Origin of the sequence: Sphingobacterium sp. SGG-5 (genome assembly GCF_011043525.1) — a bacterium.
Taxonomy (GTDB): domain Bacteria; phylum Bacteroidota; class Bacteroidia; order Sphingobacteriales; family Sphingobacteriaceae; genus Sphingobacterium.
In genome coordinates this window covers 113,535-133,877 of record NZ_JAAKGO010000001.1, presented here as the reverse complement: position 1 = coordinate 133,877, position 20,343 = coordinate 113,535, and the positions used below count along the sequence as shown (strand labels likewise).

Here is a 20,343-nt window from a genome sequence, read left to right as displayed (position 1 = left end):
GTACCTCTATAACCTTCGTAACCTCATAACCCTGTTAACCTTGTAACCTCACAATATATCGATAGCGTAAAAAAAGCAATAGAGAAGAAGTCAACAGTCCTAACGTAAGTCCATACCATACCCCTTGTATGCCCCAATTTAAAATAATTCCCATGAAATAACCACTGGGCAGTCCTATAATCCAATAGGCAATAAATGTAATCAATGTGGGTATATTGACGTCACCCATACCACGTAGTACACCTAGTCCGACAACCTGCGTACCATCGAAAAGCTGAAAAAGACCTGCAATGATTAAAAGTTGTGCGGAAAGTGCGATAACAGCTGCATCTTTACTAATGAGTAGCGGTAGCTGCTGGTTGAAGATGGCGAATATCAAAGCTGTGAAAATCATGAAGACCAACACCAAATGATAGGACACCGTCGCAAATCGTTGAAGCCGAAACAAATTATTGTTGCCAAAACTGTTCCCTACCTTGATCGTAGCCGCAGCTGCAATCCCACTGGCCATCATATAGGTCATTGCTGCCAAGGTGATAGCTACCTGATGTGAAGCTTGCTGTAATGCGCCTATTTTACCCGCTATTAATGATGCCCCGGCAAAAGCACCGATTTCGAATACATATTGCATAGCTACGGGCATTCCTATACGCAGTATGTTTTTTATTCTATTGTAATGCAGTGAAATGAAATTAAAATGCTGGATATATTTTTTGAAGTACTTGGCGCGTAAAACATAGGCCATCATGACCAACATCATTAATATACGGTCAATGAGTGTTGCAATTCCCACACCACGGATACCCATAGGTGTAAAACCGAACATGCCTTTGACGAGGATAATGGCGATAACAACATTGAGCACATTACCCCAAATGGTAATTTGCATGGCCTGCCGGGTAAAACCCAGTCCCTCTGCAAATTGTTTGAACGTGTTGAAAACCATCAACGGGACGATGGATAGCGATAGAAGGAGCAGATATGGTTTTGCTTCCCTTACAACAAGCGGGTCCTGATCGGTATGCGCCATCGCATACATAGAGCCGTAGTAGACGAGGCAGAATAACAAAATGCCAGAAATGAGGTTGATCCAAAAGCTGTTGGAAAGAAGTTTAGCGCACTCGATGGGGTTTGATTTGCCATTTTCCTGGGCAATTAGGGGCGTAAGCCCATAGGAAATCCCCAGACCAATGACTAAAACGATCATAAAAACGGAGTGTGCCAAGGACACAGCTGCCAGTGGGATGGTGCCTGCAAAGTGCCCTACGATCATCGTATCGGCTGTCTGGACTAGGGTATGACCCAATTGTGATATGACCACAGGTCCTGCTAACGTGAGTGTACTTAAATAATACGATCGGTGTGCTCTCTTTCTCTCGCGCATATTACTATTTTTGGCCTGCAAAGGTACGAAGATTCGCGTGTTTTTGTAACCCTAACAATACCCTTTGTTTCTAAATAATTACAAACAAGTGTTGCCGAAAAAAAAATATACACTTACCTTAGCTTATTGTAAAGAAGATATATATTATATGGAATTAGCATTTTTAAACATTGGTACGCAGGAGATGCTTATCATTGTGGTCGTCATCTTAATGCTTTTCGGAGGTAAAAAACTGCCCGAATTAGCAAGAGGACTGGGTAGGGGCATTCGTGAGTTTAAAGATGCTTCGGAAGGAATTAAAAAAGAAATAGCCGATCAGATCAATAATTTTGAAAAGGATCTGGATGTTACGGCGGAGGATAAAAAATATGATTCGCCAACACCCGACGATGCCTATAGTGAAGTCAGTGAGGGCGAAGATGGAACTGGAGCTGGAGATGCAATGGCAGATATCGATGCGGACGAACCGGAGAAAAGTCTTCCCCAATTCACCACACCGGAAAATACCTATCAACACGACCCGGGAGCACATCCCGTCGATGATACAGAATATTATAAATACGGCTACAACGATCATTTTGCTTCGGATCAACAGGCAGACGAGCCTGCGATAGAAGAAACTGTGGAGAATACAAGTACAGCTGGTAATAAACCTTCTGAACAAGCTTAGAATAACCTTTCTATTACCATTTCATATTTTATGTTGCACGAAATTGTTATTTCGAATGAATTGTCGTTGACCGATAAACAGGTCAGGACTACGATAGCTCTTTTGGATGAAGGAGCTACGATTCCCTTTATTTCACGATACCGCAAAGAGCTTACGGGAAGTTTGGATGAAGTACAGATTACCGCGATAAGAGATCGTATACAACAATTGCGGGAGCTCGACAAAAGAAGAGAAGTGGTTATAAAATCCATTACAGAACAAGGTAAATTGACGGCTGAGCTGGAAGATCAGATCCAGGCGGCTGAAACTATGGCTGTGTTGGAAGATATATACCTGCCGTATAAACCGAAGCGTAAGACGCGGGCATCCGTAGCACGGGAAAAGGGATTACAGCCCTTGGCTGATTTTATTTTGGAGCAACAGGTAGGTGATATGGATGTGCAGGCAGAGGCGTATATTGATGCAGATCTGGGTGTAACCGATAAAGATGAAGCGCTAGCTGGAGCACGGGATATCATCGCGGAAGTGATAGCAGAAGATGCGGATGTACGTGCACGCATTCGTAAGGTGTTTTTGGAAAAAGGAACATTCGTTTCGCGGGTCGTACCGGGTAAGGAAGAAGCGGCTTTGAAGTATAAAGATTATTTTGAATGGTCCGAACCGCTTGTCTCAGCTCCCTCACATCGTGTGCTAGCGATGCGCCGCGGCGAGAAAGAAGAGTTGTTGTATCTGGATATTAAGGTGGAAGAAGAAGATACGTTGCCACTTATCGAAAAACTATATATCAAAGGTGTAAACGACGCCGCTACACAAGTCAGATTGGCACTTCAGGATGGCTATAAGCGCTTGTTGAAACCTTCCATGGAAACGGAGGTGAGGGTGTTGACGCGGCAGAAAGCAGATGAGGAGGCTATAAAAGTGTTTACAGACAATGTCCGCCAGTTGTTGCTGGCGGCACCGTTAGGGCAAAAGCGTCTGTTGGCCATAGATCCGGGATTCCGTACGGGCTGTAAGACAGTTGTGTTGGATGCACAAGGCAATTTATTGGAAAATACAGCAATATTCCCACATACGGGAGCTGGCGGTGTATTGGAAGCCGAGAAAACAATCCGGCATTTAACGGATAAATATACGGTTGAAGCCATCGCGATCGGAAATGGTACGGCAGGTCGAGAAACAGAAGAATTTGTTCGTAAGCTTAACTTGACAGGAATAACTATCGTGATGGTCAATGAAAGCGGAGCGTCTATTTATTCTGCTTCCGAGGTTGCACGAGAGGAGTTTCCGGAGCAAGATATAACGGTACGCGGAGCAGTATCCATTGGCCGTCGCTTGATGGATCCGTTGGCCGAGTTGGTAAAAATTGATCCTAAGTCTATTGGTGTGGGACAATATCAACATGATGTTGATCAGCAGAAGTTGCAATCCGCATTGGATGATACAGTGATGTCCTGCGTGAATGCTGTGGGAGTGGAGTTAAATACGGCATCGAAGCAAATCTTGTCCTATATTTCGGGCTTGGGGCCTGCGCTGGCACAACAGATTGTCAATTACCGGAAGGAGAATGGGCCATTCAGTTCCCGCAGGGAGTTAAAGAAAGTTCCTCGTTTGGGCGAAAAGGCATTTGAACAAGCTGCAGGTTTTTTGCGTATCCGCCATGCGAAGCATCCGCTGGATGCATCTGCCGTACATCCGGAGCGTTACGCTTTGGTAGAACAGATGGCGGAAGATTTGAGCGTGACGGTACCTGAGCTGATGAAAGACGAGACATTACGGAAACGGATTGACTTGCGAAAGTATACAAGTGAAGAAGTCGGGCTTCCAACCTTAAATGATATATTGACTGAATTGGCAAAACCGGGTCTGGATCCACGGGAACAGTTTGAGACTTTTTCGTTTACAGAGGGGATAAATACGGTTGCTGATCTTCGTGTGGGGATGAAATTGCCGGGCATCGTTACTAATATTACGAACTTTGGTGCTTTCGTCGATATCGGCGTACATCAAGATGGTTTGGTACATTTGAGCCAACTGGCGAATCGGTTTGTGTCTGATCCACATGAAATTGTCAAGGTGCAGCAAAAGGTAATGGTTACCGTAGTAGAAGTGGACGAGAAGCGAAACCGTATCAGCCTATCCATGAAAACAGCCGAAAAAGCTCCCCGCAAACGTGCGGAGAAAAGAGAAAATAAAGCAGAGCAGACCGATATGGCGGCGAAGCTATCCGCGTTGGCTGGAAAGTTTAAATAGTCGTAAAAAAGTACTATTTTTATTCCGATGACTTTGGCTGATTTAAAACCACAGATAAAACACTGGTTAAATGTACTGAGCGGAAAATCTGCTTTTATCCGAGTAGAGGATCATCGAGATAAAGTATGGTATGGTAGCGATTATGGTGGTTTTTATGTTGATCCTTCTCAAATACCGGAAGAGGCCATTGTATATTCCTTTGGAATTGGTCAGGATATTTCGTTCGATAAGGCTATTCTAAGCCATCATCGAGCGGAGGTTTTTGGATTTGATCCCACACCAAAATCGATCGCTTGGATAGCAGAGGAAGCTGTTCCCGAAAATTTTCATTTTTTTCCATTTGGCCTTGGTGTAGAAACCGGGATGGTTCGATTCAACCTGCCGAAGAATAAAAGTCATGTATCGGGCTCGGTCCATGCCCATAGTCACGTCAATTCAAAGGACTGCGTGGATGTCGTGCTAAAAAGCTTTAAGGATATTGTAGGAGAACTGGGGCATAGCTCTATTGATGTGTTGAAGATGGATATCGAAGGGTCTGAATTCTCAGTTATGGAAAGCGTACTAAACAGCGGGGTGAACATTGGACAAATCGTCGTGGAGATCCATGAAAAGTTCTTTGACGATGGTAAGAAAAGAGTAAAGCGCTTTCTGGAGCTGCTAAAAGCACATAATTATGTGGTGTTCGGCATATCCGATACGTATCAGGAAGTTTCTTTTATTAAGCGTTAGTTTTGCTTATTATTCGCCCGTTGCTCTTTTTTCCGATGATCCCAAATCCACAGTTTCTGCCAAAATTCACGGATACTGTTGAATTCCTGTCGATATACGAGGCCCACTGCACTGATATACTCTGCATCGTTCATCCGAATTAAAAAGTTGCGGGTATAGGGCCTATTATAGGCGCGCAGCATCAGATTGCCATCTTTACGCAGTCGATAGGTCAATTCTGCATCTGTCGTAATGCCTTCCCGAAAGAACGTCAGATCGGTTGCCTGAAAGTTGGTTCGATCGGTGATGCCGCCTGTCAATACCAGCCTATCGTTTAAGAGCCGCACAGACGCCGAAGCGTCGTTGAACGAACGTATATTCAAGTCGAAGAAATTAATATTCAACGACTGCGATATAATATTGTTTAATTGGTTGAATGCAATTTCCGTACCTGCTGAGAGCAGCGTATTGTTTACTTCCCGACCGATTTCTTCTGTCGAGCTTGGGGTGAAGCTACGCCGTACAATTAGACTTAAAGCTTGCTGATTGACATTGTTTGCATCACTCAGGTAACTTTGGAGTTGATCCTTGATATAGGGATTCTGGGGGAAGTTGAGATCAAATGTGATGTCTGGCTGTTCAAGTGTCCCCTTAATTAACATGTCCGCTTGTGCCAGTACCCGTTCGTCTTCCCCATCACGGCCCGCAGCATTGTACAAAGGTCTTGTTGACGTACGTTGTTGATAAATGGCATTGAGATTAATAACGGCCTCGCTCGGATTCCCTGTCCAACGTATCGTTCCCCCTTCTTTAATATCAAAATATTTATTGATAAAGTCCTGTGCGGTAAAATGAAATTTTCCGTCGATCACCCGATAGTCACCAAACATTTCAAAATCACCCAAACTGGATATTTTCATATCGATTTCTCCTTGTCCATTGCCTTTGAGTGTTCCAAGGCTGGTAGGCAGATTAACTTCAGCATCGGGTGTAATCGAAATATTCATATTCATGGTCAGCCCCTTAAAGAGTGACCTTCGTTCTTGCTTCTCATTTTCAATGGAATCTTGACTGACGAAATAAATGAAGTCACTATCGGATATGGTCATTGCACTGTTGAACGGAATCGTGATGACTGTGTTGCTCTCTGACCGTGCATCGATCGTAATATCGATGGTGGAGGTATATCCCTTAAAACGAAATGTTCCCGAAGCATAAGCTGTGCCGTAATACAGATTATTGTCTTTAAAATCGGTATTTAAGATCATAACATTGTTTGTAGAAATATCTACATCAATGTAAGGGCTGGCGATTTTCGAGAGATTGATAATCCCATTAGCGGTGGCGACATGACCTTGTGTATCATGGATTTTAATCTGCTGAAGAATAAAAGCGTTATTTTCTACCAAAGCAGACTGATTATCTATTCGATAGTGTGTTTGGAGATAATTTACGGTGAATTCAGTATGGTGTATCCGTCCTATACCGCTGATTTTAGGGTTCTTAAAAGTACCGGTTATTTTTACATTTCCACTGCCTTTTCCGCGGAGGTCGGATACAAGATTTTTCAAAAAAGGTTGGAAGATCGTTAGATCTGTCTCTTGTAATTCACCTTGGATGCTCAGTTTTTCATTTTCATCAAAGAAGTTGTAGCTTCCCGCTAACGCAATACCTCTTTGTTGCTCGTCGGCAAGCTGCAGATCGACATTAGCTAATCCGGTGAGCGGATCAAAATCTGCTTTCAAATTAAGACGGCCAATGGGGATCTGATTATAGATAATAGCACCGGTCTCTATATCGGCGGAAGCAAACGGTTTTTTGAACAACGATGATATGTCCATCTTTCCATTCATTGATCCTTGCAAATGGATACCCAACGGATTGGTGATGCCGTTTAGTGAGCTTAAGTTAAATTGATGAAATTCAATGTGCAGTTTGTCATTTTCCTCCGACATGATTCCGTCTAATTTTACTTGCTGTTTGTCTTGATTAAGCAGGAGGTTGGATAGATAAATTTTCCCTTTAGATATGTGCATTGTAGCATCGCTGTTCAGATTCCAGTGTTCTTTATTAATAATGATAGTGGATGTTCCAAACGCGATAGATGCCGGTGCATCCTGGGCAAAATGTACGTTTCCTTCCAGATCTAAGTAATTGGTGGCTTCCTTCTTGGATAAGATAATATTGAAATTCAAACGGTCATTGGCCAATGTATTTCGTACAAAGATATGATTAACATATACACTGTCCCCAAAATTCATACGGTCGGCATGAATGTCGAGCGAAAAGGCTTTATCGTCAGCATTTTCTTGTATGGCGAGGTTGGTAATATGCATACCTTTATAACTCACATTGGGACTGTATGCGATAAAGTTTGCCGTATAATTGTTTGTGGAAAAGGAAGCTTTGAGATGAGATCCAGGATCTAAATGCAATGTCGGATCTAACAGCGCTGCTATCGGCTTGAATGATTTAACATTGACCTCCAGATCAAAGTTTTGTGGGTTATAGGGCTTCACGGTTAAATCTATGGCTGGTGCATAACGCATAGCTAACGAGGTGAAATATGCCCCGATGGTATTTAAGTCGATATTGCCATACATTTTAGCATCGGCAATATCTGAATTTAAGAACAGGAGCCTATTTTCCTGATCACCCGTCGCCGTAAAATTAATTTTGTCAATGCTAAATTGTCCTTTGGTGGTCGATAGGCGAACGGAGTCGGCATCGAAATGTCCGGAAACATTATTGAGCGCATTGCCCATAAGATTGGTGTTTATCTTCGCTCCAAGTAAGGTAAGACTATCTTTTTGTAACCATTTCAAATTATTGAACTGGGCGTAGGCTATATCAGCATCTAATAAATAATTTGGCGTTGTGTTATTCCAATTGATAACGGTATTATACGTCATTTTCAGATTATCATCTTGAATAGCGCCATTCACTTCCAGCGCACGTTGGCCGATCTGTCCTTCGAACTTTACCATGCTGTAGGTGTAGCCATGAAATTGACTGTTGGTCAGCATGCCTTTGGCTTCGAGGCTCAGATCTTTGAACAGCAATCCGGATCCGTCGAAAGACACGTCAAGGTCTGTACTTCCGATGATATCTCTATTTAGAAATTTACCTACGTTGAATTGTTCGGATTGGACTTGTCCTTTATAGCTTAATAATTTATTAATCTTGATCTGACTGTTAGTCATTAGTTGTCCCAATGCAGTGTTGAACTTTCCATCAACATGGAAGTCGTTATACAATCCCCGGAACTTCCCATTGAAAACCACTTCTTTAAGGCGATGCATTTCCTCTGGTAAGACAAAAGATCGCTTGTTGGCAAATTTAGGAACGAGTGTTTCGACATCCTCTGGTGTCGTCTGCAGTTTTTCGAGATTAAAATCAAAGATAGTTTTATGAATATCTGGAAGACCTCGAATGGTAAAATCTCCTATCAGCGCTGTTTTTTTGGCTGTGACCAACGCGACATTCTTTGCTTTTAAATCGGCGACTGTTCCCGTAATGTCTCCTTGTTGAACGGTCGTCTCGAAGACCACATACTTCATCGTCGGAGCGAAAAATTCGATATCGCGTGAATCGACATAGCTGTCTTTAAGATGACTGTTGATATGAACTTTTCGAATAAAGTCGTTAAAGTCTGTTATATCCGCATAATCAAACTTTAAGTAGTCCTGTACGACGGAATTATTGGTCGCTAAATATAGCTCTTGAAACTCCATTGTACGGTTGGAATACAATGCCTTTGTTGTCAGTTCTCGAATATATAATCCTGACTTTTCTTTTAGCGTAAACTCGTGAATATCGGCTTGTGCGATGGAATCTATACGGATATTTTCGAATATACCGGATATTTCTGTTATATCCAGATCGGAAAAATCGACGCCACGGTTGTGATGGGTATAGTTGTGGTTTGTCAGCTTGAAATGGTTGTTGACAATCGCTATACGCTCTATATCAAGCTTTAATTTCTTTTTGTCCTTTGGTACTTTCTTGGACCCATCCGTAAAATATCGGACTAATGAAGTGAGATTAGTGCTGTCTTGATAAATATTCAGATGGACATATGCGTCTTCGAGCCTAATTTCGTTGATGACCAGCTTGTTGATAAAGATATAAGATAAACTGAAACCTGCCTGAAGCTTTTCAACGGTAATCATATCTTCTCCCTGTGCGTCTTTCATGCGGAGGCCTGTCAATTCCACGCTGGAGAACGGTTTGAAATAAATGCGGTTTAAGGATATATCGTTATGCAATTCGCTGGAAAGATAGTTGGCAATTTTGCGTGTCAAGTAGGTCTGCACGGATGAAAACCGTAGGGAGAAAATGCCAAGAAACATCAGCAATAAAATGCTAAGCAGGGTAATCGACGTTATTTTCAGTATTTTTTTGATATTTTTGTATCCTTAAAAATTACTTCCCAGATGGCTGTTATCCTTGGAATAGAATCCTCATGTGACGAAACTTCAGCTTCTATATGTATAGACGGCGAAATTAGGTCAAATATTATTGCGAGTCAAGCAATTCATGCGAAATATGGAGGTGTAGTACCCGAATTGGCTTCACGTGCCCATCAGCAAAATATTATCCCCACCGTAGACCAAGCTATTCAACAGGCCAAAATTACAAAAAATGATATAGATGCGGTTGCTTTTACGCGTGGTCCGGGATTATTAGGTTCTCTTTTAGTAGGAACTTCTTTTGCGAAAGCCTTTGCGTTGGCCAGACAACTCCCTCTAATTGAGGTAAATCATATGCAGGCTCATATTTTAGCACATTTTATTGATGAGCCCAAGCCTGACTTCCCTTTTCTTTGTTTGACGGTATCGGGCGGTCATACGCAGATTGTTTTGGTGAAGGATTATTTTGATATGGAGCTCTTGGGGGAAACATTGGATGATGCTGCAGGAGAAGCTTTCGACAAGACAGCAAAAATATTGAATCTGCCCTATCCGGGAGGACCTTTGATTGATAAGCATGCGCAATTAGGAAACAGACTTGCGTTCCAGCTTCCTGAACCACAAATACCCGATCTAAATTTCAGTTTTTCGGGACTGAAGACTGCTATTCTCTATATGGTACAAGGCAAACTCAAAGAGAACCCGGACTTTTTGAAAGACAATATCGATGATATCTGTGCTTCGGTACAATATCGTATCGTCACTATTTTGTTGAATAAATTAAAACAGGCTGCCAAACAAACGGGTGTAAAAGATATCGCGATTGCGGGCGGGGTGTCGGCCAACTCGGGATTGCGTCAAGCGTTGATGGAAATGGGCGAACGGCATGCGTGGCGTGTTTTTATCCCCAAGTTTGAATATTGTACGGACAATGCAGCTATGATAGCTATTGCCGGTTATCATAAATTCCGTAGGGGTGATTTTGTCGGCCAGGATGTGGCGCCTCTCGCGCGGATGCATGTATAGGAACGTTCACTCGGAACAAATACTTATGGAAAATATCGTGGGATTTCATCCTGTAATAAACGAGCATGAAATAACCTTAAAATATATTCCATTATGTTTTTCACAAATTCAAATATTTATGCAAAGGAATGGTTGGATATCATCTTTGCAGATCGTAACAAGGCCTATGGAGCTTATGAATTGCGTCGTGTTGGACCCCAGGCCACAAATTGGGCATTAGGTATCGTGACTGCTGCGGTGTTGGGTCTATGTGGAGTGGCCTATGCTTTCCAAAACAATCATCCTAATAATCCTTCTGAAAAAACACAGGAACAGGTGATGATAGTAGAAATACAGCCAGATGAAATTCTCGAAATTGAAAAGCCAATAGAACAACCCAAATCGCCAACGGAGGAACAGCCGCAGCAAGTTGCACAGGATGTGCCCGCGCAAGATTTGATTAAATTTACGGAGATCAACGCGACCGATGAATCATTGACCAATGAAGATATGGTGGCGACAGAGGACGTTCTTGACAAGAAGAAGTTGCCGGCCAATTTGACAATGGATGGTGTAAAAGGTGGTGAACTTATAGCAAAGGGCACGTTCGGTAAGGAAAAGAAAGCAGGCGGAGGCCGGGGGTTAGTAAATGGGAGTCTCACAGGACCGGAGGATGGCAACGGTACGTTTACGAGTGTGGAAATTATGCCGGAACCTATTGGTGGAATGAAAGCTTTTGTGCAATGGGTAGCGGATAACTATAATTTTCCGCAAGGTGCTCTTGACAGCGGAGCTAAAGGCATCATTAAAGTTGCCTTTGTCGTAGAAAAGGATGGTAGCCTTTCTTCTTTTGAGGTAGTTAAAGATATGGGATATGGAACCGGAACAGCTGCCGTGCATCTGCTAAAGAAAGCAAAAAAGTGGAATCCAGGTGTTCAGAATGGTCGCCCGGTACGCGTAGCTTTTACGTTACCTATTCGACTAAGTATTACGCAGAATTAAAGGTAGAGCTCATGAGCTCTACCTGAAACTTCTTATGAAGTCAGGAATCCTTTCCAGGTAATTTTCTTCGGCCAATAGTTTAACAAAGGCAGATCCTATAATGGCACCATTGGCATAAGTTGTAGCCTTGGCAAAGGTTTCTTTATTGGATATACCGAATCCGATAACGAATGGGTTATCCAGATCTAAATCCTTGATGCGTTTGAAATAGGCTTCCGCTTTATCTTCCACTTGAAGATTTTTTCCGGTCGTCGCATTGGAGGAAAGAAGATAGATAAATCCGGATGATAGGGAATCGATTTTACGGATACGATCTTCTGAAGTCTGTGGTGTAACTAAAAATATGTTGCTAATACCATTTTCTTCGAAAACACCTTTATAGAGTTCTTCATACTCATACATCGGTAGATCTGGAATGATGGTGCCATTAACACCAACTTCTTTGCAGGACCTACAAAAATTTTCTACACCATATTGAATAACAGGATTGACATATCCCATTAAAAATACTGGGATAGACACGTGTTTACGCAGATCTTTTAGCTGTTCAAACAGTACCTTGAGTGTCATGCCATTTTTTAAAGCGACTTCCGAGCTATGTTGAATGACTGGCCCGTCTGCTACCGGATCGGAGTAGGGAAATCCGATTTCTAAAAAATCAACACCGGCTTCTTCCAAAGTTTTTGCGATCTGTACCGTGCTGTCTAAAGTAGGATAGCCAGCCGTAAAATATATAGATAGTAATCCGTTTGTGTGTTTATTGAGTTGCATTGTTTTTGACATTTACAAGTTAAAGTACTTCATATAATTGTCCAGGTCTTTATCCCCCCGTCCGGACAGGCAGATCACAACAGTTTCATCGCCGTTGAATTTCATCTTTTCGAGATGAGCTAACGCATGTGAGCTCTCGATAGCGGGGATAATGCCTTCTAACTGTGTCAACAGGAGTCCTGCCTGCATAGCTTCATCATCTGTAGCACTGACGTATTCACCCCGGCCGGATCGGAATAACCAGGCATGTTGTGGTCCGATGCCGGGGTAATCTAATCCTGCTGAAATCGAATAGGGTTCGACAACCTGTCCATCTTCAGTTTGCATCAATATGGAGCGGCTTCCATGTAGGACACCTTCCTGGCCTAAAGCCGTTGTAGCGGCTGTTTCGCCCGTATCTACACCGAGTCCAGCGGCTTCGACGGCGATTATTCTAACATTTTCTTCATCCAGAAAATGATAAAACATACCTGCGGCATTGGAGCCTCCACCCACACAAGCCATGACGATGTCGGGATTGGGTTTTCCCGTTTTTTCGAGCAGCTGGTTCTTCGTTTCTTTTGAAATAATGGACTGGAAGCGAGCGACCATGTCCGGGTAGGGGTGAGGGCCTACCACAGAGCCGATGATATAGTGGGTGTCTACCGGATTGTTGATCCAGTCGCGCAACGCTTCGTTCGTCGCGTCTTTTAAGGTTTTACTCCCCGAAGTTGCGGCGACTACTTGGGCACCCATCATTTTCATACGCGCGACATTGGGGGCCTGACGTTGGATATCGATTTCACCCATATAAACCACACATTCTAAGCCCTTCAGCGCACATACGGTGGCAGTTGCTACACCATGCTGCCCTGCACCAGTTTCGGCAATAATACGTTTTTTGCCCAATCGTTCGGCCAATAGGATTTGTCCGATGGTATTATTGATTTTATGAGCACCTGTATGGTTTAGGTCTTCCCGCTTCAAAAAGATTGTCGCACCGTACCGCTTGGAGAGACGTTCTGCATGATACAAAGGAGAGGGTCGACCTACATAGTCTTTCAAAAGTTGATCAAATTCTTCTTTGAAAGATGGGTCTTCCATAATCTGTAAATATTGCGTTTGTAATTCTTCCACATTGGGATACAACATTTCCGGAACATACGCTCCGCCAAATGGTCCATAATATCCTTTGCTGTTTACCTGATATTTACTCATTATTTATAATTTTCAATGCTTGTGTTAACGTTTCAATATTTTTTAATCCCGGTGCGGTCTCGAATTTAGAATTCAGATCCAATCCGATCAACCGTTTGTCATTAAAAGTTGCTGCTTCCTGTATATTTTCCAAAGATAAGCCACCACTCAAAAAATAGGGTTTTTTATAAGGATATTCTTTGAGTTTTTTCCAGTCAAAGGTCTGCCCCGTACCACCATGCTGTGGACTCTTGGTGTCAAAGAGAAAGTAGTCAGCTACAGCGAGGTAGGGGGCTATAGCGGACCAATTAACGTTCTCGTCAATACCAAATGCCTTAATCACTTCAAGTCCTTGTTTTTGTAAATTCGCACATAACTCAACACTTTCATTACCATGTAATTGTACGGCGTCGATGCCGCTTTCAGCTACTTTTTGTGCGATATGATCTGCTGTTTCGTTCACAAATACTCCTACCTTTTTGATGGTGTGGCCTACTGATCCTGTATTGGGCCTGTCGATAAACCGTGCTGATTTCGGATAGAAAATGAACCCCATGTAATCGATCGGCAATGCGGCAACTGCGGCGATATTGGCCGGCTGGGTCATTCCACATACTTTGATTTTAAGTGCCCGCATTTTTCTTAGTTTTCAGTGATCAGTGCCCGCATGTATCGAACTCTTCTTCGCAAATCGCAATACTAATTAATCAATTTCTTTAAACTGTTTGCCGCCTTTCCGCCCAACAAGGAGCTTTCGGCTTCGTAATAACAATCGCCAAACGTCTTTTCGGGATGGAATGTTTTGATGGCAAAAGCCGCATTGGTCAGTACCACTGCATTCTGTTGTGCGTTGCCTTTACCATCGATGATTTGTTTGAAAATGTGGGTTGCGTCTTCGACATCGTCACCTCCCGCCAAATCTGCAGCAGCAATGGGTTCAAAACCTAATTCATCGACCGTATAATAGCTTTCTCCAGCGTTATTAATGATTTTAAAGTCTCCTGTTAGCGATATTTCATCATAACCGTCCAACGCGTGGATAATACTGTATTGTTTTGTTGTCGTCTGATAAAGATAGCCGTACAGCCGGGCGAGCTCGAGACTGAACACACCAACAGACTGAAATTTAGGATTGGCCGGATTAGTCAAAGGTCCGAGCATGTTAAAAAAAGTCTTGACGCCTAATGCCCGACGGATGGGTGCTACCGTTTTCATGGCAGGATGGAATAGCGGTGCATGGAGAAAGCATATATTGGCCTGCTCCAATTGTCTATGCAAGGCGTCTTTGTCGTTGGTGAATGTGTAACCTAAATGTTCCATAACATTGGACGAACCACAACCCGAAGATACACCGACATTGCCATGCTTCGCTACGTGATATCCTGCTCCGGCTACGACAAACGAGGCTAAGGTTGAAATGTTAAAGGTGTTTTTGCCGTCACCGCCTGTTCCGCACATATCGATCAGGTCGTAACCATCGAAATCTACTTTGAGACACAAGTCGTACATCGCATCACGAAAGCCGCCTAATTCTTCAACCCGGATACTGCGCATGCCATAGGTTGTCATAAACGCTGCTATCTGATGGGAGTCATATTTGCCGGTGGCAATATTCGTCAGGATTTCGTAAGCCTCCTTTCGGGAGAACGATTTATATTCGAACAGATGTCTTAATATTTCTTTCATTTTTTTAAGTCAAAACCATTATCCATAAAAAAAGGCTTACCTCCGTGGCAAGCCTATTATTTTTTGTCTGTATTCATTCAAGCTAATAGGTATCCGCCACAACATTAACTGTTGTACCACCACAATGCTCTATTTAATACGTGATCTTTCATTTTTGAACGGCTGAAAGCAAATATCCTATAAGTTTTTTAAAATAGCAAGGGAGTTTTTGAATTAATTAGATTCCTGTTCATAACCAAAAGGTTAATACCGCACAAAATGGGCTTTGTTGCCACCTTTAGAAACTAACGTAAAAGATCCTATTTTACCTTCTTCCACATAGACGGCCAACATCTGGCGTTTTTTGTGATGGAGGAAATACATGTTATGCGTACATAACCCCTCTGGATCGACATCTCTGATTTCCTTAGGAGGCATGTTGCTGTAGGGAGTATACGCGATGTCTTCTATTCTTTTTGTCATGAGATTGATGCGGATTTCCATGAGGCTGGCCTCCAGGTAGTCATATAGTTCGTCGGAGGGATGCTGGACAAGAACATGTTGACTTAAAATGACGTCGATGGCTTTATTGTTATCAGCGAGATCTGCAATAAAAGATTGTATGATAGTTTTATTTTTTGAATCGTCCTGGGGTTTCACGTCCTGTGCTTGTACGGAAGAGAGGCCTAATAAAAAAATAAGTGACAATAACATTCGCATAACTCGTTTATTGGTCAGACTCGGACCTAAAAGAAAGGATTAATGTACAAAAAAAATCGCACTCCAAAAAGTGCGATTTTTATAACGTTTTTAATACTCGTCTTCGTTGAAAAAGAAGTCATCTTTTGTTGGATAATCGGGCCAAATCTCTTCGATGTTCTCATAAGGCTCTCCGTCATCCTCCAGAGCCTGAAGGTTTTCGATCACCTCTACTGGAGCACCAGAACGAATGCCATAATCGATTAGTTCATCTTTCGTTGCAGGCCATGGCGCGTCTTCCAAGTGTGATGCTAATTCTAGAGTCCAATACATAGTCTTACAAATTAAAAGTTTCTTACCTTTTTTCGCAAAAATAGCATTTAATTTAATTAAATCAAGACATTTGTATTTATTTTAGAGGAGTCTGAGTTATATTTCTATAAATCAGCATTTTATATTATTTTGTGTTTGTGTTTTTTACATTTTTGTGAAGATTGAAGGTGCTCCAGTGGTATTGCATATCGGTATATACCTTTTGTTGTAGTATCTCGTGTTCCTGAGGTCCGATATTTTTTGTGTCGATAGGTTTAAGAATGCTGATGTGGATAGTGCCCGGTATAGATCCAAATTTCATGCCGTCGTCCCATAATATCCGCCATGCATCATGGATGACGACGGGAAGAATCTGGACTTGATTTTCCAAAGCTATACGAAAAGAACCCGACTTGAACTTATGCAAGCAAGGTGGATACTCGTCGTCTATTTTTCCCTCGGGGAAGATGACGACGGATTTCCCTTCTTTAACGAGGGTATCTGCTCTTTTAAATGCTTTGAATGCAGATATCTTGCTGTTTCTATTCACGGCAATGTCTACCGTTTTAAAGAAAATACGGGTAACTGGATTTTTAAGTAATTCGATCTTGCCCATGAACGAGAAGGGACGGGGACAAGCGTAATTAAGCGCAGTGATATCTAAAATGGAAGTATGATTGGGACAAATCACATAAGGTTTGTCCCAATCTATCGGCACTTCTTCCCGTACCTTAAAACGTACTCCCACAGTAGTGGTCGCAAACACACTTATCCATTTTCTAAAAAACACAATTTGTCTAAAGTGTTTTTTTGAGTTTCTAGTATAGAAATATAAAATTGGAAAGGCGAGGATAAAATAGAATAGAACCGATGCAAAATAGAGTATCGTATGGGTCTTTCTTAGAAATCGTGCCATTACATTTTATTATTTGCTTAATGCAGCATAATACTTATGGAACAATGGAATAGTTTCGATACCTTTTAAATAGTTCTCTATGCCGTATTTTTCATTTGGGGAATGTAAATTATCACTGTCCAGGCCAAAACCTAAAAGGACGGTTTTAATTTTCAGTTCCTGCTCAAATAGAGCTACAATAGGAATCGATCCGCCACCACGTGTAGGTATAGGTTTTTTATTGAATGTTTCCTGCAGTGCTTGCTCGGCCGCCTTATAAGCTGCGCTATCTGTTGGTGTGACGACAGGTTCTCCGCCATGATGCGGTTTTACTTTTACAGTCACCGATTTAGGTGCTATGCTTTCAAAATGTGCTTTGAACAGCGCCGTTATGTTTTCAGAACTTTGATTCGGTACCAATCGCATCGAAATCTTTGCATAGGCCTTGGACGGTAAGACTGTCTTAGCACCTTCTCCGATATATCCACCCCAAATACCATTTACTTCCAATGTCGGGCGGATTCCGGTGTGTTCGATAGCTGTATAGCCTTTTTCGCCCCATAATTCATTGACCCCCAAGTCCGCTTTGTATTCTTCGATATCAAAAGGGGCTTCGTTTAGTGCTTTTCGTTCCTCAGCTGTCAGTTCGACGACATCATCGTAAAACCCGGGGATAGCAATATGGTTGTTCGAATCATGTAATGAAGCAATCATTTGTGCAAGGATGGTGGCCGGATTGGCGACTGCTCCGCCGTAAACACCCGAGTGCAGGTCACGATTTGGACCAGTGACTTCCACTTCTACATAAGATAGGCCCCGAAGACCGGTTTCTAATGAAGGTGTCTCCAGGCTAATCATGGAGGTGTCCGAGATGACTACGACGTCAGCTTTGAGCCGTTCTTTATTCTCCCGAACGAAAATGCCAAGGTTGGCAGAGCCTACTTCTTCTTCTCCTTCGATCATGAATTTGACATTGCATGCCAATTGATCGTTTTGAACCATATATTCGAAGGCTTTTACGTGCATGTAGAACTGTCCCTTATCATCGGCAGCGCCGCGCGCATAAATTTTCCCGTCGCGGACCGTGGGCTCGAAAGGAGGAGTTTCCCACAGTTCGAGTGGGTCGGCGGGTTGTACATCGTAGTGTCCGTAAACTAAGATCGTAGGCAAAGACGGGTTGATGATCTTCTCACCGTACACGATAGGGTAGCCAGCCGTGGCGCATATTTCGACGTTATCCGCACCTGCTTCTTTCAGTTTTTCAGCAACATATTCCGCAGTATGGAGTACACCTTCCTTAAATTGGGGGTCTGCACTGACCGATGGAAAACGCAATAATTCAAATAATTCGTTCAAGAAACGCTCTTTATGCGCCTCTACATAGTCTTTGATTTTCTGCATGTCAATTTATTTTTTTCAAAGGTAGTGAAATCCCCCTAACCGTGGAAATAAGGATAAATGGCGTTTATTGTCAGTGGAAGGTCAATTCAGTATTCCTGTTCTTCTCTTGTTAATAATTCGGTTATTTTTGGAGCACATCAAACATTGTAAAATAATATGTTACGGATCTTCCAACAAATCGCTCTTTGGGAAGCGATTTCGACTGTTATTCTTTTCTTTATTGCTATGCCGTTAAAATATTTTGCTGACGTTCCTGAGGCCGTTCGCATAGCCGGATCCATCCACGGCTTTCTGGTAGTACTTTTTTTGATTTTCCTGATTATGTGCTGGCAAAGTTATAACTGGAAACTTTCTCGGGTAGTCAAGTATCTTGTGCTATCCGTAATACCTGTAATATCTTTTTGGATTGAGCGGGATGTGAAACGAGAAATCGCTTTAGGTTATAGGGGGTAAACTGTAAGCTCTTCGAAAAATATCCAAGAACTTACAGTTTATCGTGAGGGTAATTAAGCGTGTATCGCCCGGTTAGCTGTCGCCGCTAAGGCTGCCTCCTTAAATGCTTCGGTGTAAGTCGGATGGGCATGACAGATGCGTCCGATATCTTCGGCAGATGCTCGGTATTCCATAGCGACAACTGCTTCTGCAATCATATCTGCGGCGCGCGGTCCTATCATATGCACCCCTAAAATTTCATCCGTATCGGCATCAGCTAACACTTTGATGAAACCGTCTGTATCTCCTGAAGCTTTGGCTCTGCCAGATGCTTTAAACGAAAATGATCCGGTCTTAAACTTTTTGCCAGCTTCTTTCAGTTGATCTTCCGTCTGTCCGACAGACGCCACCTCTGGCCAAGTATAGACAACACCCGGAATCAGGTTATAATCAATGTGTGGTTTTTGGCCCGCAATACGTTCCGCAACGTATGTGCCTTCGTCTTCTGCTTTATGCGCAAGCATAGCACCTTTCACGACGTCGCCAATAGCATATACCCCTTCTACAGCGGTCTCCAAATGTGCATTGACGGGGATCTTATTACCTCTTTCTTCGGGGGTGATGCCTATATGCTCTAAGCCTAAATCTCTGGTATAAGCTACTCGTCCTACTGACACGATACAATAGTCTCCTTCAAAAGAAACAGCCTGTCCTTTGTTGTCTTCCGCAGTTACGGTTACTTTTTTGCCCTTTGTCGTCGCTCCCGTGACCTTATGTCCAAGGAAAAACTCCATACCAAGCGATTTTTTGAGTACGCGTTGTAGTTCTTTTCCCAGACCGCTGTCCATCGTGCTAATAATTGATTTCGCAAACTCAACTACAGATACTTTTGCACCTAGGCGTGCATATACGGATCCTAACTCTAATCCGATGACACCACCACCTATGACGATGAGGTGTTTAGGAACCTCTGTGAGGTTTAATGCTTCTGTGGATGTAATGATTCTCTTTTTATCGATAGGAAGAAAAGGTAAAGCGGTAGGTTTAGAACCCGTGGCGACAATGACATTTTTTCCTTTAATTTCTTCTGCCTTACCATCTTTTTTGGTAATCTTAATGGTGTTTTTGTCGACAAAGGAACCGACCCCTTCATAGGTGTCTATCTTGTTCTTTTTAAAAAGAAACGAAATACCGGCTGTATTTTGAGCAATGACCTCATTTTTGCGAGCGATCATTTTCTTAACATCTATGTTCAGATTATCTAAGGAGATACCGTGCTCGCCGAAGGCGTGCTTGGCGTTATGATAATGTTCGGACGTATCTAATAGTGCTTTAGACGGAATACAGCCTACGTTCAGACACGTTCCGCCAAAAGAACTGTATTTTTCTATTATGGCTGTTTTCAACCCTAACTGGGCACAACGGATAGCGGCAACATAACCTCCAGGGCCGCTACCTATTACTATAACATCATATTGCATCTTTGTGAATTTAAATTTGCTGCTAAGTTAAGACTTCTATAGCGAAAAAGAAACCGTCTTCTACATTTGACAGCCCAAAC

The 20,343-nt window shown here is 42.6% G+C and carries 17 protein-coding genes; 6 read left to right on the top strand and 11 right to left on the bottom strand.

Annotation, left to right across the window (positions count from 1 at the left end; genetic code table 11):
- Positions 1-34: 34 nt before the first annotated feature.
- Positions 35-1,384 carry an MATE family efflux transporter gene (locus G5B30_RS00530; RefSeq protein ID WP_165317999.1) on the bottom strand — a complete coding sequence of 450 codons (1,350 nt, stop codon included), beginning with the start codon at positions 1,382-1,384 and terminating at the stop codon, positions 35-37.
- Between the two features lie 148 nt (positions 1,385-1,532).
- Here G5B30_RS00530 and G5B30_RS00525 point away from each other — a divergent pair, with 148 nt between their 5' ends.
- Genes G5B30_RS00525 through G5B30_RS00515 form a run of 3 tightly spaced genes read left to right on the top strand, consistent with a single transcriptional unit; the run spans position 1,533 to position 5,033 of the window.
- Positions 1,533-2,054, top strand: coding sequence for a twin-arginine translocase TatA/TatE family subunit (locus G5B30_RS00525; RefSeq protein WP_165317998.1), 522 nt, complete (start codon positions 1,533-1,535; stop codon positions 2,052-2,054).
- A 30-nt stretch (positions 2,055-2,084) separates the two neighbouring features.
- Complete coding sequence (locus G5B30_RS00520; RefSeq protein WP_165317997.1) at positions 2,085-4,304, top strand: Tex family protein; 2,220 nt, start codon at positions 2,085-2,087, stop codon at positions 4,302-4,304.
- A 33-nt stretch (positions 4,305-4,337) separates the two neighbouring features.
- On the top strand, positions 4,338-5,033 hold the full coding sequence (locus tag G5B30_RS00515; protein ID WP_165317996.1) for an FkbM family methyltransferase: 696 nt from the start codon (positions 4,338-4,340) through the stop codon (positions 5,031-5,033).
- On the opposite strand, the gene G5B30_RS00510 is transcribed toward G5B30_RS00515, so the two are convergent.
- A complete protein-coding gene (locus G5B30_RS00510) occupies positions 5,030-9,364 on the bottom strand; it encodes a translocation/assembly module TamB domain-containing protein (RefSeq protein WP_165317995.1) in 4,335 nt (1,444 codons plus the stop codon). The genes G5B30_RS00515 and G5B30_RS00510 overlap by 4 nt on opposite strands.
- Before the next feature lie 84 nt (positions 9,365-9,448).
- Between G5B30_RS00510 and tsaD the strand changes: the two genes are divergently transcribed.
- Positions 9,449-10,450, top strand: coding sequence for a tRNA (adenosine(37)-N6)-threonylcarbamoyltransferase complex transferase subunit TsaD (gene tsaD / locus G5B30_RS00505; protein ID WP_165317994.1), 1,002 nt, complete (start codon positions 9,449-9,451; stop codon positions 10,448-10,450).
- A 93-nt stretch (positions 10,451-10,543) separates the two neighbouring features.
- The gene (locus G5B30_RS00500; protein ID WP_165317993.1) at positions 10,544-11,431 is read left to right on the top strand and encodes an energy transducer TonB; all 888 of its coding nucleotides are present in this window, start codon (positions 10,544-10,546) and stop codon (positions 11,429-11,431) included.
- Between the two features lie 18 nt (positions 11,432-11,449).
- Here the strand turns inward: G5B30_RS00500 and trpA are convergent, their stop codons facing one another.
- The 8 genes from trpA to G5B30_RS00460 all read right to left on the bottom strand — a co-directional run bounded on the left by trpA (position 11,450) and on the right by G5B30_RS00460 (position 18,350).
- The gene (trpA, locus tag G5B30_RS00495) at positions 11,450-12,214 is read right to left on the bottom strand and encodes a tryptophan synthase subunit alpha (protein WP_165317992.1); all 765 of its coding nucleotides are present in this window, start codon (positions 12,212-12,214) and stop codon (positions 11,450-11,452) included.
- Complete coding sequence (gene trpB, locus G5B30_RS00490) at positions 12,215-13,399, bottom strand: tryptophan synthase subunit beta (protein ID WP_165317991.1); 1,185 nt, start codon at positions 13,397-13,399, stop codon at positions 12,215-12,217. It lies immediately after the preceding gene.
- The gene (locus G5B30_RS00485) at positions 13,392-14,015 is read right to left on the bottom strand and encodes a phosphoribosylanthranilate isomerase (RefSeq protein WP_165317990.1); all 624 of its coding nucleotides are present in this window, start codon (positions 14,013-14,015) and stop codon (positions 13,392-13,394) included. Before G5B30_RS00485 ends, trpB begins: the two co-directional genes overlap by 8 nt.
- A 62-nt stretch (positions 14,016-14,077) precedes the next feature.
- Positions 14,078-15,064, bottom strand: a complete 987-nt coding sequence (gene trpD, locus G5B30_RS00480; RefSeq protein ID WP_165317989.1) for an anthranilate phosphoribosyltransferase — start codon at positions 15,062-15,064, stop codon at positions 14,078-14,080.
- Positions 15,065-15,307: 243 nt separating this feature from the next.
- Positions 15,308-15,763 (bottom strand): hypothetical protein, encoded by a 456-nt coding sequence (locus G5B30_RS00475; RefSeq protein WP_165317988.1) that lies wholly within the window; start codon positions 15,761-15,763, stop codon positions 15,308-15,310.
- 90 nt (positions 15,764-15,853) lie between these two features.
- On the bottom strand, positions 15,854-16,075 hold the full coding sequence (locus G5B30_RS00470) for a DUF2795 domain-containing protein (protein ID WP_017258669.1): 222 nt from the start codon (positions 16,073-16,075) through the stop codon (positions 15,854-15,856).
- A 124-nt stretch (positions 16,076-16,199) separates the two neighbouring features.
- A complete protein-coding gene (locus G5B30_RS00465; RefSeq protein ID WP_317164297.1) occupies positions 16,200-16,844 on the bottom strand; it encodes a lysophospholipid acyltransferase family protein in 645 nt (214 codons plus the stop codon).
- A 135-nt stretch (positions 16,845-16,979) separates the two neighbouring features.
- Complete coding sequence (locus G5B30_RS00460; RefSeq protein WP_165317986.1) at positions 16,980-18,350, bottom strand: dipeptidase; 1,371 nt, start codon at positions 18,348-18,350, stop codon at positions 16,980-16,982.
- A gap of 156 nt (positions 18,351-18,506) precedes the next feature.
- Between G5B30_RS00460 and G5B30_RS00455 the strand changes: the two genes are divergently transcribed.
- A complete protein-coding gene (locus G5B30_RS00455) occupies positions 18,507-18,803 on the top strand; it encodes a DUF3817 domain-containing protein (RefSeq protein WP_165317985.1) in 297 nt (98 codons plus the stop codon).
- Between the two features lie 53 nt (positions 18,804-18,856).
- Here the strand turns inward: G5B30_RS00455 and lpdA are convergent, their stop codons facing one another.
- Positions 18,857-20,263 (bottom strand): dihydrolipoyl dehydrogenase, encoded by a 1,407-nt coding sequence (lpdA, locus tag G5B30_RS00450; RefSeq protein ID WP_165317984.1) that lies wholly within the window; start codon positions 20,261-20,263, stop codon positions 18,857-18,859.
- Positions 20,264-20,343 lie beyond the last annotated feature (80 nt).

Excerpts from the sequence above, each read along its gene's own strand:
- G5B30_RS00530 (WP_165317999.1), bottom strand. The coding sequence starts at position 1,384 with ATGCGCGAGAGAAAGAGAGCACACCGATCGTATTATTTAAGTACACTC.
- G5B30_RS00525 (WP_165317998.1), top strand. The coding sequence starts at position 1,533 with ATGGAATTAGCATTTTTAAACATTGGTACGCAGGAGATGCTTATCATT.
- G5B30_RS00520 (WP_165317997.1), top strand. The coding sequence starts at position 2,085 with ATGTTGCACGAAATTGTTATTTCGAATGAATTGTCGTTGACCGATAAA.
- G5B30_RS00510 (WP_165317995.1), bottom strand. The coding sequence starts at position 9,364 with ATGTTTCTTGGCATTTTCTCCCTACGGTTTTCATCCGTGCAGACCTAC.
- tsaD (WP_165317994.1), top strand. The coding sequence starts at position 9,449 with ATGGCTGTTATCCTTGGAATAGAATCCTCATGTGACGAAACTTCAGCT.
- G5B30_RS00500 (WP_165317993.1), top strand. The coding sequence starts at position 10,544 with ATGTTTTTCACAAATTCAAATATTTATGCAAAGGAATGGTTGGATATC.
- trpA (WP_165317992.1), bottom strand. The coding sequence starts at position 12,214 with ATGTCAAAAACAATGCAACTCAATAAACACACAAACGGATTACTATCT.
- trpB (WP_165317991.1), bottom strand. The coding sequence starts at position 13,399 with ATGAGTAAATATCAGGTAAACAGCAAAGGATATTATGGACCATTTGGC.
- G5B30_RS00485 (WP_165317990.1), bottom strand. The coding sequence starts at position 14,015 with ATGCGGGCACTTAAAATCAAAGTATGTGGAATGACCCAGCCGGCCAAT.
- trpD (WP_165317989.1), bottom strand. The coding sequence starts at position 15,064 with ATGAAAGAAATATTAAGACATCTGTTCGAATATAAATCGTTCTCCCGA.
- G5B30_RS00475 (WP_165317988.1), bottom strand. The coding sequence starts at position 15,763 with ATGCGAATGTTATTGTCACTTATTTTTTTATTAGGCCTCTCTTCCGTA.
- G5B30_RS00470 (WP_017258669.1), bottom strand. The coding sequence starts at position 16,075 with ATGTATTGGACTCTAGAATTAGCATCACACTTGGAAGACGCGCCATGG.
- G5B30_RS00460 (WP_165317986.1), bottom strand. The coding sequence starts at position 18,350 with ATGCAGAAAATCAAAGACTATGTAGAGGCGCATAAAGAGCGTTTCTTG.
- G5B30_RS00455 (WP_165317985.1), top strand. The coding sequence starts at position 18,507 with ATGTTACGGATCTTCCAACAAATCGCTCTTTGGGAAGCGATTTCGACT.
- lpdA (WP_165317984.1), bottom strand. The coding sequence starts at position 20,263 with ATGCAATATGATGTTATAGTAATAGGTAGCGGCCCTGGAGGTTATGTT.